The organism is Psychrobacter sp. PAMC 21119 (assembly GCF_000247495.1).
Taxonomy (GTDB): domain Bacteria; phylum Pseudomonadota; class Gammaproteobacteria; order Pseudomonadales; family Moraxellaceae; genus Psychrobacter; species Psychrobacter glaciei.
In genome coordinates this window covers 1-15461 of the sequence record NZ_AHVZ01000012.1, presented here as the reverse complement: position 1 = coordinate 15461, position 15461 = coordinate 1, and the positions used below count along the sequence as shown (strand labels likewise).

Annotated in this window: 16 protein-coding genes and 1 pseudogene; 12 read left to right on the top strand and 5 right to left on the bottom strand. The window is 44.2% G+C overall.

The window, feature by feature from the left end:
• Positions 1-402 precede the first annotated feature (402 nt).
• The 3 genes from RH96_RS05770 to argF all read left to right on the top strand — a co-directional run bounded on the left by RH96_RS05770 (position 403) and on the right by argF (position 3442).
• Entirely contained in the window at positions 403-1050 is a 648-nt protein-coding gene (locus RH96_RS05770) for a transposase (protein ID WP_010198431.1), read from the top strand.
• A gap of 153 nt (positions 1051-1203) precedes the next feature.
• On the top strand, positions 1204-2310 hold the full coding sequence (gene alr, locus RH96_RS05765; protein ID WP_010198428.1) for an alanine racemase: 1107 nt from the start codon (positions 1204-1206) through the stop codon (positions 2308-2310).
• A 214-nt stretch (positions 2311-2524) separates the two neighbouring features.
• The gene (gene argF, locus RH96_RS05760) at positions 2525-3442 is read left to right on the top strand and encodes an ornithine carbamoyltransferase (RefSeq protein ID WP_010198425.1); all 918 of its coding nucleotides are present in this window, start codon (positions 2525-2527) and stop codon (positions 3440-3442) included.
• Positions 3443-3730: 288 nt separating this feature from the next.
• Here argF and rpiA read toward each other — a convergent pair whose 3' ends face one another.
• The 5 genes from rpiA to RH96_RS05735 all read right to left on the bottom strand — a co-directional run bounded on the left by rpiA (position 3731) and on the right by RH96_RS05735 (position 7591).
• On the bottom strand, positions 3731-4390 hold the full coding sequence (gene rpiA / locus RH96_RS05755; RefSeq protein WP_010198424.1) for a ribose-5-phosphate isomerase RpiA: 660 nt from the start codon (positions 4388-4390) through the stop codon (positions 3731-3733).
• A gap of 140 nt (positions 4391-4530) precedes the next feature.
• Entirely contained in the window at positions 4531-5841 is a 1311-nt protein-coding gene (locus RH96_RS05750; protein WP_010198422.1) for an arsenic transporter, read from the bottom strand.
• Positions 5842-6016: 175 nt separating this feature from the next.
• Positions 6017-6775, bottom strand: coding sequence for an arsenical resistance protein ArsH (arsH, locus tag RH96_RS05745; RefSeq protein ID WP_010198420.1), 759 nt, complete (start codon positions 6773-6775; stop codon positions 6017-6019).
• The gene (arsC, locus tag RH96_RS05740) at positions 6768-7169 is read right to left on the bottom strand and encodes an arsenate reductase (glutaredoxin) (RefSeq protein ID WP_010198418.1); all 402 of its coding nucleotides are present in this window, start codon (positions 7167-7169) and stop codon (positions 6768-6770) included. Before arsC ends, arsH begins: the two co-directional genes overlap by 8 nt.
• A gap of 53 nt (positions 7170-7222) precedes the next feature.
• Complete coding sequence (locus tag RH96_RS05735; RefSeq protein ID WP_037033241.1) at positions 7223-7591, bottom strand: ArsR/SmtB family transcription factor; 369 nt, start codon at positions 7589-7591, stop codon at positions 7223-7225.
• A 185-nt stretch (positions 7592-7776) separates the two neighbouring features.
• Here RH96_RS05735 and ilvA point away from each other — a divergent pair, with 185 nt between their 5' ends.
• The 9 genes and pseudogenes from ilvA to RH96_RS14535 all read left to right on the top strand — a co-directional run.
• A complete protein-coding gene (ilvA, locus tag RH96_RS05730) occupies positions 7777-9330 on the top strand; it encodes a threonine ammonia-lyase, biosynthetic (protein ID WP_010198415.1) in 1554 nt (517 codons plus the stop codon).
• Positions 9331-9496: 166 nt separating this feature from the next.
• The gene (locus RH96_RS15360; protein ID WP_010198413.1) at positions 9497-9880 is read left to right on the top strand and encodes an excalibur calcium-binding domain-containing protein; all 384 of its coding nucleotides are present in this window, start codon (positions 9497-9499) and stop codon (positions 9878-9880) included.
• Positions 9881-10065: 185 nt separating this feature from the next.
• Complete coding sequence (locus RH96_RS05720) at positions 10066-10506, top strand: RNA-binding S4 domain-containing protein (RefSeq protein WP_010198411.1); 441 nt, start codon at positions 10066-10068, stop codon at positions 10504-10506.
• 326 nt (positions 10507-10832) lie between these two features.
• Complete coding sequence (locus RH96_RS05715) at positions 10833-11330, top strand: low molecular weight protein-tyrosine-phosphatase (protein ID WP_010198409.1); 498 nt, start codon at positions 10833-10835, stop codon at positions 11328-11330.
• Between the two features lie 93 nt (positions 11331-11423).
• On the top strand, positions 11424-12572 hold the full coding sequence (gene murB / locus RH96_RS05710) for a UDP-N-acetylmuramate dehydrogenase (protein WP_010198407.1): 1149 nt from the start codon (positions 11424-11426) through the stop codon (positions 12570-12572).
• A gap of 34 nt (positions 12573-12606) precedes the next feature.
• A complete protein-coding gene (locus tag RH96_RS05705) occupies positions 12607-13335 on the top strand; it encodes a YdcF family protein (RefSeq protein WP_227500947.1) in 729 nt (242 codons plus the stop codon).
• A 146-nt stretch (positions 13336-13481) separates the two neighbouring features.
• Positions 13482-13778, top strand: coding sequence for a cbb3-type cytochrome oxidase assembly protein CcoS (gene ccoS, locus RH96_RS15185; RefSeq protein WP_010198404.1), 297 nt, complete (start codon positions 13482-13484; stop codon positions 13776-13778).
• A gap of 103 nt (positions 13779-13881) precedes the next feature.
• A complete protein-coding gene (locus tag RH96_RS05695) occupies positions 13882-14835 on the top strand; it encodes a sulfite exporter TauE/SafE family protein (RefSeq protein ID WP_010198402.1) in 954 nt (317 codons plus the stop codon).
• 442 nt (positions 14836-15277) lie between these two features.
• Positions 15278-15461: pseudogene (locus RH96_RS14535) on the top strand (hypothetical protein); the annotation flags it as partial.

The following is a 15461-nucleotide window of genomic DNA, read 5'->3' as shown; positions in this document are numbered from 1 at the left end:
ACGGTTTTATAAGCGTAAATATAAATAGTTATACAGGTACGCTTATTTAGGTGTAATGGACATTTTTCATGCTGACGTAGGGTCTAACGCTATATACTGTCTATATTTCCAAGGAATCAACGCCATGAATCAAAAAATTGCCCTTTTTGTAGTGATAAACACACCAAGAAGAATGGACGTAAGCTTGGCAAACAGCAGTATCAATGTCTAGCTTGCAGGCGGCAGTTTTTAGGTGGCAAAAGACTTAATAACCGAACGCTTTGGACTGAATATACGCAAGGAAAACAGACCTACCAACAACTGGCGGATAAATATCACTGTAGTCTTAAAACCATTCAAAGACGCTTAGATAAAATCAGTATTGAGTATCCAGTTAAACGTCCTAAGACTGCTAATATCATCATGGACACCACTTACTTTGGTCGCAAGTTTGGTTTAATGGTCTTTATGGACAACACCACTAGAACCGTTCTTAATTATGCGATAGTCAGTCATGAAACCAATAGTGCTTATAAGCAAGGGATTGATCATCTAGTATCGTTAGGCGTAGATATACAAAGCATCACCTGTGATGGTAGACGAGGACTGAGGACGTTATTCACCCGCACCCCTTGCCAGATGTGCCAGTTTCATCAAGTGCAAATAGTGACCCGCTATTTAACTCGTCGCCCTAAGAATAGTGCCAGTATCGAGCTTAGACGACTTACTTTAGAAATAAAACAGCTTGATAAAGATGCGTTTGTAAAGCGCTTAGATCACTGGTATTTGACTCATGAAGCCTATCTTAATGAGCGTAGTACCAATGAGGATACCGGCAGAACGTGGTACACCCACAAGCGTCTTAGAAGTGCTTATCGTAGTTTAAGAACCAATAGCGATTGGTTATTTACTTATCAAGAATATGGGCATTTAGACCTACCAAATACTACTAATTCTCTCGAAGGGTTATTCAGTGAGCTCAAGCGACAATTACACAGTCATCATGGGCTAAATGAGTATCGTAAGTTACGGTTTATTAAAGACTTTTTAGAGTCAAAGACACTCAAATAGCATGAATTATGTCCATTAGCGACTACCTTCTAATTTCTAGCATGAATTTTGTCCATTACACCTAATTTTTTAGAAAATAGCCAGTGCTGCATTAACCAATTGATGCCGTACTGGCTTTATAACTTCATAATTCTACTCATAAAGAAGGCGATTATGCGCACCATTACTATAAAACCAAAAGCCATTACCCATAACCTCAATCAAGTAAAACGACGTGCTCCCCAATCTAAAGTGTTGGCTATGGTCAAATCCAACGCCTACGGACACGGCGTTGCGGCAGTCTTGCCAGCATTACAGCAAGCAGATGGCATCGGTGTCGCCACCTTAACTGAAGCGCTAGAAGCCAGAAAATTGGGGTGGAATAAAACCATAGGATTGGTAGAAGGTGCGTTTACCGCTGATGAATGGCAACAAGCGATTGATCATGAGATTAGCTGCGTGATTCACCACGGCCCACAGCTAGAATGGGCCCTGCAAAACATTCCGCCAACTGGCAGTGCAACTAGAGTGGCTTGGCTCAAATACAATACGGGTATGAACCGCTTGGGCTTTAATGCCGAGGGCGTGCTGTTAGCGGCTAAGCGTCTGCATGAAGCGGGATATCAGCTGATACTAACCACGCATTTTGCCAATGCTGATGACCACAACCACCCATTAAATGCGATGCAAATTCAGCGTTTCTCAGACGTATTATCGACTTTACAAAGTACTATTAGCCCAGATATCAAAGGCTCATTGTGCAATTCTGCTGGTATCGTTAATTTTCCAGAGCACCATTATGATTGGGTACGTCCAGGCATCATCTTATATGGTAGCTCCCCTGTTACTGACCAAAGCGCACAGGAATTAAACTTGCAAGCAGCGATGGATTTCAGTGCTCAAATCATCGCGCTACAAACCGTCAGTGCCAATGATGCTATCGGTTATGGTAGCCGTTGGCAAGCCAAGCAAGACACTAGAACGGCATTAGTGAGTGTAGGCTATGGAGATGGCTATCCGCGTGTGGTCACAGGCGATGCTTATGTCACTGTCATCGATGCTAATAACAGTCAAAGCTACCGTTGCCCCGTAGTCGGACGTGTGGCAATGGATATGATAGTCGTTGATATCAGTAGCGCACCCGAGAGTCTAGCCATAGATAGCAAAGTAATGCTCTGGGGCGATGCACCGCGCGTCGATGAAGTCGCAGGACATGCTGGTACGATTAGCTACGAGCTACTGTGTCGCCTCAGCATACGTCCAAACCGTGTACTGGCGTAATCATCGAAACCTATCAGGATTTAACGGCTGACTACTCTATTTGACGTATTTGGTGAGCCATTTACTCTTGATAAAATTGCCCGTTTACATTGAAAGTAAATACGCTATACTAAAAGTTTGTTGTCAACCCCGCATACGCACTGAACACACACTGACGCGATGCTATTGAACACTGATGACGTTTCACTGACTGCGATCGACTGCTAGGATTACTATGAGTTTGCGCCATTTTTTAACCTTATCTGATTTAACCAAACAAGAATTAGAAAACCTAATCAAACGTGCAAGCGAGCTGCGTAAGATGCAACACGCAGGCGAGATTTATCAGCCTTTTGTGGGTCGTACGCTTGGCATGATATTTGAAAAGTCATCGACTCGTACCCGTATCTCGTTTGAGACAGGCATGGGTCAATTTGGTGGCAATGCCATATTTTTATCACCGAACGACACACAGCTCGGTCGCGGTGAGCCATTAGAAGACTCAGCACGTGTCATCTCTAGCATGGTTGATATCATCATGATTCGTACCTTTGGGCACGAAAAAGTTGAGACTTTTGCTGAATACTCAAGTGTTCCTATTATCAATGCCTTGACCGATGATTATCATCCCTGCCAATTACTGGCAGATATGCAGACCTACTATGAGCATCGCGGCAGTATCGAAAACAAAATCGTGACATGGGTCGGTGATGGCAACAATATGTGCTCATCATTTATGCAAGCTGCCAATCAGTTTGGTTTTGAATTACGTGTGGCAGCGCCTTATGGGTTTGAGCCTGATCCAAAACTCATGGAGCGCTTCTCACATTGCGTCAGTCTAGTAGAAAACGTGCAAGATGCGGCAAAAGATGCCAATTTAATTGTCACTGATGTGTGGGCCAGTATGGGTCAAGAGTCAGAGCAAAACACGCGCGCGCGTCGTTTCGCGCCTTATCAAGTGACGCCTTCTCTATTGGACAAAGCTGATCCTGAAGTGGTGTTTATGCACTGCTTGCCAGCCCATCGCGGTGAAGAGATTTCCCATGATATGCTAAATGATCCCCGCTCTGTCGTTTGGGACGAAGCCGAAAACCGCTTACATGCCCAAAAAGCATTGATGGAATTTTTGCTAAAAGATAAGATCAAAATTTAAGAAATATAGCGATAAGCTATTTATCAACTAGGGCGTGTCTTCATTTCAAAAATGGTGATAAAAATGAGATAAATTGCCGTCAAACAAGAAAAATAGCGTAGATAATATCGGGATATTAACCAGTTATTTGACGATGTTTGGCAAGATTTAGCCATTTTTAGCCCATTTAGATGACTATCGAGTGAATTGAAGACACGCCTTAGTAAATATAAAAAAGGCAAATCACATCTACAGTGATTTGCCTTTTTGTTTTTTGCTATCAATTCGGTACATTATGATCAAGAAATTTTAACGAGTAAGTGTGATTACCCCATCACTACCCGCTTTTAGTAAAATATCCGCTTGGTTGGCGGCAAAGATACCATTACAGACCACACCAACGATATTATTCAACTCTTTCTCAAGCGCTATTGGATTGCTCACATCTAAGTCATACGTATCTAAAATGACATTGCCATAATCGGTGACAAAATCATCACGGTAAACAGGATCCCCGCCCAGACGAGCTAGCTGCCGCGCCACATACGAGCGTGCTTGTGGTAATACTTCGATCGGTACTGGGAACGCGCGGCCTAGTATTTCGACACTCTTACTCTCATCGACCATACATATAAATTTATTAGATGCCGCCGCGACGATTTTTTCACGCGTGAGTGCCCCGCCGCCACCTTTGATCAATTGCAAGTGTTCATTGACTTCATCAGCACCATCAATATAAACATCTAGCGTACCAGCAAAGTTCAAATCTACTATTTCAATGCCAAGTGCACGAAGCTTATCTTCAGTCACTTGTGAGCTGGCAACCGCGCCAGCAAGCTTTAACTGCGGCAAGAGCTCAATCAAACAGTTGACCGTACTGCCTGTGCCTACCCCAAGTATCATACCGTCTTCGATATAGCTTAGCGCTGCTTTGGCGGCGGCTTGCTTCTGTGCTTGCTGATCACTCATCATAAATCCTTGGTAAAATAAACGTATCGTTTTAAAAAAGTAAATGGCAAAAGAGGTAAAATGCGCGGCTATTATAACCGATGACTTTAATGGATGTCAGCGTATAGCCGGTTCTGATAGCAAGATATCACGTCAATCTTTTACAATCGAGATAAATGTGGCAACCAAAAAACCAAGGCCAGTAGCGTGGCTAATAATACTGGCGGTGTAATAATTAGCCCGATTTTCATATACTGCCCCCAGCTTATTTTATAGTCTTTCTCTGCCAATACATGCAGCCACAATAAGGTTGCCAGACTTCCAATAGGCGTAAATTTTGGACCCAAATCATTGCCAATCACATTGGCATAAATCATCAACTCACGAGTAGAGGCAGGTACTTGCGCGCTATCAATCGCTAATGCGCCTACGAGAGTAGATGGCATATTGTTCATGACTGAAGCCACAATAGCGGAAAGAAACCCAGTCCCTAATGTTGCTATCAGATTGCCTTGCTTCCCTAACCAAGTTAAAACGTGAGCACCGTAAGCGGTTAACCCTGCATTACCCAAACCATAAACCACCAAATACATACCGATTGAAAACAACACGATCTGCCAAGGCGCTTTACGTACAATGTCAGACACAGAAATGACAGCACCTCGACCACCTTGCCACCAGCGACCTGCGATTGCCATCAGTAGTAGCGCGGCGACTCCGGTGACGAGTGAAATAGGCAATCCCAAGGACTCCGTTGCAAAATAAGCAACCAGTAATAATGCCAATAGCGGAAAAGCCGCTCTAAAAACTAACGGATCTTCGATAGCAGACATTGGCGCGCTAAGATTGGCAATGACATAGTGTTTTGGGATTTGACGTGCATATACCACCCATAGCACTGCTAATGTCGCGATGACAGAGACAATATTTACCGGCACCATGACCGCCGCATAACGTCCAAAGCCAATATCAAAATAATTGGCGCTGACGATATTGACCAAATTAGACGTAATTAAAGGCAGGCTGGCAGTATCAGCAATGAAGCCAGTCGCAATGATAAAAGCCAAAGCGGATGGCGGTGAGAACTTAAGACGTAGCAGAATAGCAATGACAATCGGGGTCAGTAGCAATGCCGCCCCGTCATTGGCAAAGAAGGCTGAAATGAACGCACCCAATATCACAATCATGGGAAACAACAACCGCCCTTGCCCATTGCCCAGTCTGGCCACATGTAGAGCCGCCCAACCAAAAAATCCTGCTTTATCTAAGATAAGCGAGATAATAATAAGCGCCACAAAGGTAAAAGTCGCATCCCAAACGATGTCCCATACCACACCGACATCTGATAGCTGCACCACACCGAAAGCCAAGGCGACCAATGCACCGCCCATTGCGCTCCAACCAATGCCCAATCCTTTAGGCTGCCATATCACCAAAACCAAAGTCACGATAAAAATAATGAGTGCGAGCATGGAGCAACCTTATTTACAGCGTATTAATTGTATAGTCAGTGAAAAGCAATATCGATACATCATGCACTGCTGATATCAATTTTTTATAGCCTCTGTCTGTGCAGGCACAGCAAGCAAGAAAAATTGATATCAGTAGTGCCGTAGCGTTTTTAGGGTGTTTTGACTATATAAGAGATTAGATCGATTTTTGATTGACACGTTGCGACACTGCTTCAGCGTTTTCAACTCGTTCTGAATAGCGATCAGTCAGATAGGCTGAACGCCCACGCGTGAGCCAAGTGAACTTCACCAACTCTTCGCAGACATCCACAAGACGCAGATATAAGGGCGACTTATCCATACGATTATCGTCGTTAAATTCCAAAAAGGCCTTAGGAATAGATGATTGATTCGGGATAGTAATCATCCGCATCCAACGCCCAAGGATACGCAACTGATTGACTGTATTAAAGCTTTGGCTGCCACCGCTGACTTGCATCACGGCTAAGGTCTTACCTTGGGTCGGACGTACGCCACCCAATGACAATGGAATCCAATCGATCTGTGCTTTCATAATACTAGTAATACTGCCATGACGCTCTGGACTGACCCACAGCATGCCTTCTGACCACTGCGCCAGCTCGCGTAATTCTTGTACTTTAGGGTGATTGCTATCAGCATCATCAGGCAACGGTAAACCCGATGGATTAAAAATCCGCACCTCGCAGCCATACCAACGCAGTAAACGGCTAGCCTCTTCAGCCGCCAGTCTAGAGAAAGAGCGCTCACGTAACGAACCATATAGCACCAATATCTTGGGTGGGTGTCGTGGGTCGTTTGTACTAACTAATGACTCAATATCAATAGGTTGTATATTGAGTGAATCAATATTGGGCAAGTCACTTAGATTAGACAAGTCATCTACGTCAGGTTGCCCTGTATTAACCTTAACCATGATGTAGAACCTCTCCATCTTCTTTAGTAAAGCTACTGACTGGATTTTCTAATAATTCAAACACACGCTCTGAAGGTCGGCATAGCGCTGCGCCCTTATTGGTGAGCACGATAGGACGGTTGATTAAAATAGGATGCGCAATCATGGCATCGATAATCTGATCATCAGATAGCTCAGGATTATCTAATCCCAATTCATCATTAATGGCTTCCTTACTTCGTAATAACTCTCTTGGGGAGATGTTCATCTTTGCCAACAGCTCTACTAAGTATTCACGGGCTGGTGGAGTTTTTAGGTATTCCACGACTTCTGGATGCTCACCAGATGCCTTCATGATGGCTAACGTATTACGAGAAGTACCGCATTTTGGATTATGAAAAATTAAGGATGTCATAGCAATTTCACCTATTTTATCAATGTAATTTATTAAGTGGGTTTGGCTTGGTATTAGTTTAAATGACTGTCTTTATTGTCAGATATATCACTTTCACATCCGTTTAAACTGCTCATAAGTGATGCGCATAATTCTGGATGTCCTGCACAACAATCTTGCAATAGGAACTGCACAACAGCTTCCATATGCGACAGCGAGGCGCGATAGATTATCTGTCGGCTGTGCCGTTGAGAAACCACCCACCCCGCTCGTGCCAGCACCGATAGGTGCGCTGACATGGTGTTATGTGGCACTGATAATTGACGGGCTATTTCACCCGCAGGCAGACCTTCAGGCTCTTGACTAACAAGCAACCTCAAAGCCTTAAGACGAGTATCTTGAGAGAGCGCAGCAAAGCTTGCGATAGCATTGGTTATTTCCATATGTCCAATAATATAGACATATGGAAATAATTCAATGTTTTTTAATAAAATATTTATAGACAACCAACCTCATCTTTCATCAAAATTTTAAATCATGCAAAAACTGCAATTGTGTCTTGCAAGATAGTTAAAATCAGCATAGGCTAATCTATTTCGTTTTTATATTCACTTTTTTAGGAATCATTATGCTGTCACACTGGGTACGAGCCATCTTGCAAGCCACCGTTTATGACGTTGCTATTCAAACGCCACTAGAAGCGGCACCCAAGCTGACCCAACGTTTTGCTAATGATATTCGTTTTAAACGCGAGGATTTACAACCGGTCAAATCCTTTAAATTGCGCGGTGCTTATAACCGCATCAGCCAATTGAGCGATGAGCAAAAAGCGCGCGGTGTCATTTGTGCTTCAGCGGGCAACCATGCACAAGGGGTTGCCTACTCTGCGCGCAAATTATCGCTTAACAACATCATTGTCATGCCGACCACCACACCCGATATCAAAGTGGATGCAGTGAGAGCGCTTGGTGGGAATGTCGACTTACATGGTGATAGCTTTGACCAAGCCAACCGCTATGCGATTGATCGTGCTGAGCGTGAGGGCCTAACCTTTATTCCACCTTACGATGATGAGCTGGTCATCGCCGGACAAGGTACCATTGGACTTGAGCTGACCCAACAATGGCGTAATATGGATTACGTCTTCGTCGCGGTTGGCGGTGGTGGTCTCATCTCAGGTGTCGCCGCATTCTTAGGAGAAGTGGCACCGCATGTCAAAGTCATCGCCGTAGAAGCGGAACAATCAGCCTGCTTAAAAGCCGCACTCGAAGCGAATGAACGCGTGAAACTTGAGCAAGTAGGACTCTTCGTCGATGGTGTGGCCGTTGCCCAAATTGGCGAGTTGCCTTTTGAGGTAGTACGTACTCAAAAAAGCGATAACTCGGGTCCTGTGGTCGAACCTGAGGTCGTTACTTGTAGTAATGATGAAGTCTGTGCTGCCGTCAAAGACATTTTTGAAGAAAACCGGAGCATCGTTGAACCCGCCGGTGCACTGTCTGTTGCTGGCATGAAAAAATACATTGAAGCTCATAATCTACAAGGTAAAAACTGCGTCGGTATCATTTGCGGCGCCAATATGAATTTTGATCGTCTGCGTTATATCGCTGAGCGTACTGAAATTGGTGAGAAAAAAGAAGCCATTTTTGCCGTAACGATTCCTGAGCAAACTGGGGCGTTCTTAAACTTTTGCCGTAGCCTACATGGACGTAATATCACTGAATTTAACTACCGTGCCGATAGCAAAAAATCCCCAGACTCGATGGAACCTGCGGCGATATTCGTCGGTATCGCCTTAAAAGAAGGGGATAAAGAGCGCAAAACCATCAGCAATCAGTTGGCAGACGATGGTTATACCGCGCATGACCTAACCGATGATGATATCGCCAAATCACATATCCGTCATTTGATTGGTGGTCACGCACATGTCGAAAATGAGCAACTGTTGAAGATTGCTTTTCCTGAACGTCCCGGGGCGTTGCTTACTTTCTTAGAAAAGCTGGGCGATGATTTTAATATTACCTTGTTCCATTACCGCAATCATGGTGCTGCTGAAGGTCGTGTGTTGGTTGGTCTACAAGCCTCTGAAAGTAATTCACGTTTATTACAAGACGCCCTACTTGATATCGGCTATGACTGTACGACTATTACCGACAATATCGGCTATCAACTGTTTTTGAAATAAACAGAATAGCGATAGGCCATTCTCTAGCATGGCCGTTTTTTAATGAATTAGAAAACGGCCATTAATGAATTCGTAGAGGTTGTCCGTTTGTAGAAATCATTAACTTGTAGTGATTGTAATGTAGTGGTTATAAAATAATGTAGCGGTTATAAACAGGTACTGAACGATGATTAAGAAGATATTAATAACCGTTATATTGCTCGTTTTAGCACTTGTGGGTTATAAGTTGCTTCAACCTAAAGACGCCATGAACACTCCTACTACTGAAGTTATGTCTGACCGTTCTGCTAATGGTGCTTTCACATCTACTGACTTCGATGATATACCACCAACCTATGTCGATTTAGAGGCAACTTCATCATCAGTTTCAGTGGTAAATCCAGTATTATCGCCACAAACAACCGTGGCAAGCTTTTCGTGTGACGGTAGAAAACATTGCTCCCAGATGACATCCTGTGCAGAAGCGACTTACTTCTCCAACCACTGTCCCAACACAAAAATGGATGGCAACCATGATGGCATACCTTGTGAGAAACAATGGTGTAAATGATTTTATTTAAAGCATAAATTGAGAGGCTGCTATGCATGTTCCTTCAATGGCTAAGTCGAAGCTTCCATGCTCAGCACTATTGGCGATAAAAATCTACTTTTACATATTTTAATAGCTTTCTGCTCTTTCAATTGGCAAAAAAAGCACCATTATTATCTTACTTTATTGATATCTATGAGGTTTTGATGAGTAAACACAATAAAAACCACAATCAACCCAGCCATAGCCAGCCTGATGCTGTGCGTATGCGTCTTGATAAATGGTTATGGTCAGCGCGTTTTTATCGCACCCGTACCCTTGCCAAAGAAGCCATCGAGAGCGGACGGGTACATTATGCAGGTAGTCGTGTAAAGACCAGCAAAGAGATTGCCGTTGGAGATGAATTGAGTATTCGCCAAGGCTCAGCCACCGCCATGACTGAAAAAACCGTCATTGTCGAATCGCTAACAGCGCAACGTGGTAATGCAATTGCCGCGCAAGTATTGTATTCAGAGACTGAGGAGAGCGAAGAGCGCCGTGCTTATCATGCTGAGCAGCGTAAACTTGCCAACCTTGCCCGCCCTGATAACAAACCCAATAAGAAAGAGCGCCGCGATATACAACGCTTTAAGAACAAACAAGACTAACAGCTATAGTCAAATCCACTATAAAAGTGTGACAGCGTTAACCCCGCTTGAAGTATGACCTATACCTCTACACTCGGTTGCCTTGTAACACTTTGAAATTAAACCGACTATACTAACGTTAATGAATCAATCTATCTCTAAAAGCTGAGCTGCTTTTAGAGATAATCACTTGCGTGACCCTATTGTTTAGCTTCTACCCTTGCCATTCAAGGTATTAAGCGTTACGCTGATTACTTATTTATCTACTAGATAGCATGCTCATAAACCGCATCATCAATGCCGGTTTTTTATGGCATGTTTTTTTTGTTGTAAGAAAAGGTCATATTATGCTGATGAAAACTTGTACCCCATCGTCCGTATTATTGGTTTGTTTAGGGAATATTTGCCGGTCACCAACTGCTGAGGAAGTTTTTCGTCAGCAAGCGGCGATTGCAGGCTTATCGATCAAGGTAGATTCAGCAGGCACTGGCGACTGGCATATTGGTCATGCGCCAGATGAGCGTGCACAGCGCCATGCAAAAGCATACGGTTACAAAATCAACAAACTGGTTGCCCGCCAAGTAAGTGCTGATGACTTTCGTAATTTTGAGTTAATACTGGCAATGGACACGCAAAATTTAGCCGACCTACAAGCCATTAAAGACAGTCTATCGGATACAGATGACAGTTTAGCAAAGTTGGCGTTATTCAGTGAAGAAGACCCTACTTATGGCGGCGATGACGTGCCAGACCCTTATAAAGGCGATAGCGATGCCTTTGAAGAGGTGATCGAACGGATTGAGTCAAGCGCACAGGCTTGGATCGAAAGTTGGAAGACTTGCTAGCGATACCGTCCATATTTATGCTACTTTTATAGACTGTATCCTTTATAATAAACACCGCATCATTTTTTGTTTATTTGCCCCATAGGCTATGTTATGACCTCAGCTGTGCATCTTGAATCCCGCGACCAACACCCTGTATCAACTGAGTTACCGATTGACTTATTCAGTGCGCAGTCGGTCGATTTGTCGCATGGTAATACTATGGCGTTGGCCTGTGTCGCTGACGCTGTCGTGACCTTGACAGATGAGGCGCAGCTAGACGTTTTTATGAAAAGCTATGCCAATAATTCTGGGCATAAGCCATCGTTATTCGTCTTATCTGGCGGTAGCAACGTGTTATTGCCAGCAGAGTTAAATGCGGTGGTATTGCAGCCACAGATGCGTGGTATTCATCTGACTACTCAAACTGACGATTATGTTGATATTGAAGTGATGGCGGGTGAGAACTGGCATGATTTAGTGGTTCATACTGTTGAGCATGGCTGGTATGGATTAGAAAATCTGGCACTGATACCGGGTCTAACGGGTGCTGCACCAGTACAAAACATCGGCGCTTACGGTGTCCAACTAGAGGACTGTTTACAATACGTCCGAGCTTATCATTTACCAACTCAAACGTGGCATCGTCTATCGCTAACAGACTGCCAGTTTGGCTATCGCGATAGTATTTTTAAGCGCACGCCTAATACATGGTTGATCAGCCGCGTTGGCTTTAGACTGCATACCGATGCCAGCAGAATCCTAGCTAATTATGGCGATGTGCACACAGTGGCGCAGCGCTACGCTGAACAGCAACATCGTGAGCAACCCACTCCCGCCGACGTCATGCAAGCGATCATCGATATTCGTCAGCAAAAACTCCCTGATCCTAAGCAGCTGCCTAATTGTGGCAGTTTTTTTCAGAATCCTATTATTCCTCAAGCACAGTTTACTGCCCTACAACAGACTTATCCTGCTATCGTTGGCTACCCTATGCCCGAGGCAATGGTAAAGGTTGCCGCTGGTTGGTTGATTGAACAGGCTGGTTTAAAAGGTGGCGGTATCGCCCCTATTGTCACCCATCAGCAGCAAGCACTGGTGCTGACCAATCACACCCCTTATCGAGCAACCCAAGATGATGTCGCGACAGCTCAGCGCTATATCGCTGCTACCGTATATGAAAAATTTGCCATTCAGTTATCGCGTGAGCCTGTTTGGATAAATGCAGACGGCTCCATTGGGTATGATGAGCATGTGGTCTAAGCGGCTATTATCTAAGCGATTATGGCGATACTATTTGCGATCAGCCGAACGTATGGTGAAGCTGTTTCGCATCATTAACGTCACCTTTTTGCTTGGCTCAACCTCTGTCATTTTAGTGCTCATTAGCCTATTCACTCCGCTATTTTCGCAAGCGGTCGTTTATGTATTTATGCTTTTGCCATTGCCCAGCATGCCATCGGTCGCAAAGAGCTCTCCACCTACCGCTTATGTGGTTTTGGGTGGTGGTCTAACCAACGATCACAATAACCAAATTATCCTCAATAACTACAGTCTCAATCGTGCTCGTACCGCTGCCACTGCTTATCATGATTTACCCTTGCCTATTGTTCTCAGTGGTGCCGAAGCACCTTGGCTCGGTCAATGGCTCATCGAGCATGGCATCGATGGTCTGATAAGCGAAAACGCCAGTATGAATACGTGCGAAAATGCCCGCTTTACGGCTAAGCGCATTCCGCTACATCATGTTTATCTCATTACTGATGGCTACCATATGGCACGTGCCCGCAGACAATTTGCTCTAAATGGTATCAATAGCACGCCAATCGAGGCACCATTGCCCGTCAGGCGTGACTGGATGAAACCAGCACAAAACCTGAGTCACTCACGGCGTGCCGTTTACGAAATCGCGGCCTACTTGCGAGATGTGATACGTCCGCAGATAGACTGTCGCCATGCGAATGACGTGACGTCCGAACAGCTATTGACACCCAGAGGTAATGCCGCAAAAACGCCTGTGCAATAACGTCAATAATTGGTTCATACCATGGTTGATTTCCGTGCCTTATATTTTCCAATGATTCGCTACATCACCTTTACCTCTACAAGTCATCCATTACACTGATGACAAGTGTATTATAATGTCAGAAACTGCTATTCAAGAGGTTTGCCATGCTCAGTATATTTTTGTTAATTCCACTAAGTTTAATGCTGTTTGTGGTCGCCATCTGGGCAGTGCGTTATGCGGTCAAATCAAACCAATTTGAAGACTTAGACAATGCTTCACAACGCATTATATTAGATGATCGTCAAGAACGTCGACAAACCATGCAAGCTCACGAGCCGTCAGCACCAAGTACGCAAATTGACAGTACCATCCCGGTGGATGATGCTGTCAATGACCAATCAGCTCGTACTGATATCACAGCGATTGCGCCTGCTGATATTGATAACACACCTAAAACATAGCTTTAAAAACATTTTGCCTTTGCACGCCTTGCTGTTCATTTTTTTCTCAGTGACCAACTATAAAAGTAGGCTCACCTTTCGCCATTTTTAGGAGAAGTACCCCATGACCACAGCTTTACTCGTTGCGGCATTACTAATGGGATTTTTTGGTTCACCGCATTGTTTAGGTATGTGCGGCGGTTTGGTGACGGCTTTTGGTCTGTCTATGAAAGACGTTAGCCCAGCCAAACGCCGCGCTCTTGTAGCCACTTATCATTTAGGGCGTCTTAGCAGCTACGCGTTATTAGGTTTAGTCGCAGGTCTGATTGGTACGACAGTATTAGAGCCATTGATGCGAGGCAATAATATGCCGCGTATTTTATTAGGTCTTGTGCTGGTTTTTGTTGGTGTGACCATGCTTGGCGCGCCATTTTTGACCAAACTTGAGCGCTATGGTATGCGTTTTTGGCAGTATCTCAGTCCACTGCGTCAAAAAGTGTTTCCTTTAAACACCTTTCCACGAGCATTAGCCGCTGGTCTGTTGTGGGGATTTTTGCCTTGCGGTTTGGTTTACGGCGCTCTACTGATTGCAGTGGTTGCCCATGACCCATTAAGCGGTGCAGCATTGATGTTCATCTTTGGTCTGGGCACAGTACCAATGCTGGTTGCGACACACGAAACCGTTGGCTGGCTACGCGACAAAATTGGACGCTTTCGTCTACGCCAGATGAATGGCGCGCTGATGGTAGTGTCAGGTATGGCCGTCATTGTCGTGCCCTTAGTCATGGCAAATATGCATGGTGGGCATGATATGTCCAATATGCATGGCGATCATATGCAGATGAATGATTCACAAATGATGGACATGCCCATGGATGGATCAATGAATCATGGCAGCCATTCTGCGACGACTACTGATGCAGATACTAATGCCCATCATGATATGAGTCAAATGAATCATGACATGACACCCGCTATGGATGACACCATGAATCATAGCATGCACGATATGGACAGTATGACCAGCGAAGCAGATATGCAAAATCATCATGAAGCGATGATGGAGTCTGCTGAATAAAGAATCAAAAGTCATAATCAAAAAAAAGCCCTTAACATCAATTATGACGTTAAGGGCTTTTTTATTCATACAAAGCTATAGTCGATACTGGTGTAATGGACATTTTTCATGCTGACGTAGGGTCTAACGCTATATACTGTCTATATTTCCAAGGAATCAACGCCATGAATCAAAAAACTGCCCTTTTTGTAGTGATAAACACACCAAGAAGAATGGACGTAAGCTTGGCAAACAGCAGTATCAATGTCTAGCTTGCAGGCGGCAGTTTTTAGGTGGCAAAAGACTTAATAACCGAACGCTTTGGACTGAATATACGCAAGGAAAACAGACCTACCAACAACTGGCGGATAAATATCACTGTAGTCTTAAAACCATTCAAAGACGCTTAGATAAAATCAGTATTGAGTATCCAGTTAAACGTCCTAAGACTGCTAATATCATCATGGACACCACTTACTTTGGTCGCAAGTTTGGTTTAATGGTCTTTATGGACAACACCACTAGAACCGTTCTTAATTATGCGATAGTCAGTCATGAAACCAATAGTGCTTATAAGCAAGGGATTGATCATCTAGTATCGTTAGGCGTAGATATACAAAGCATCACCTGTGATGGTAGACGAGGAC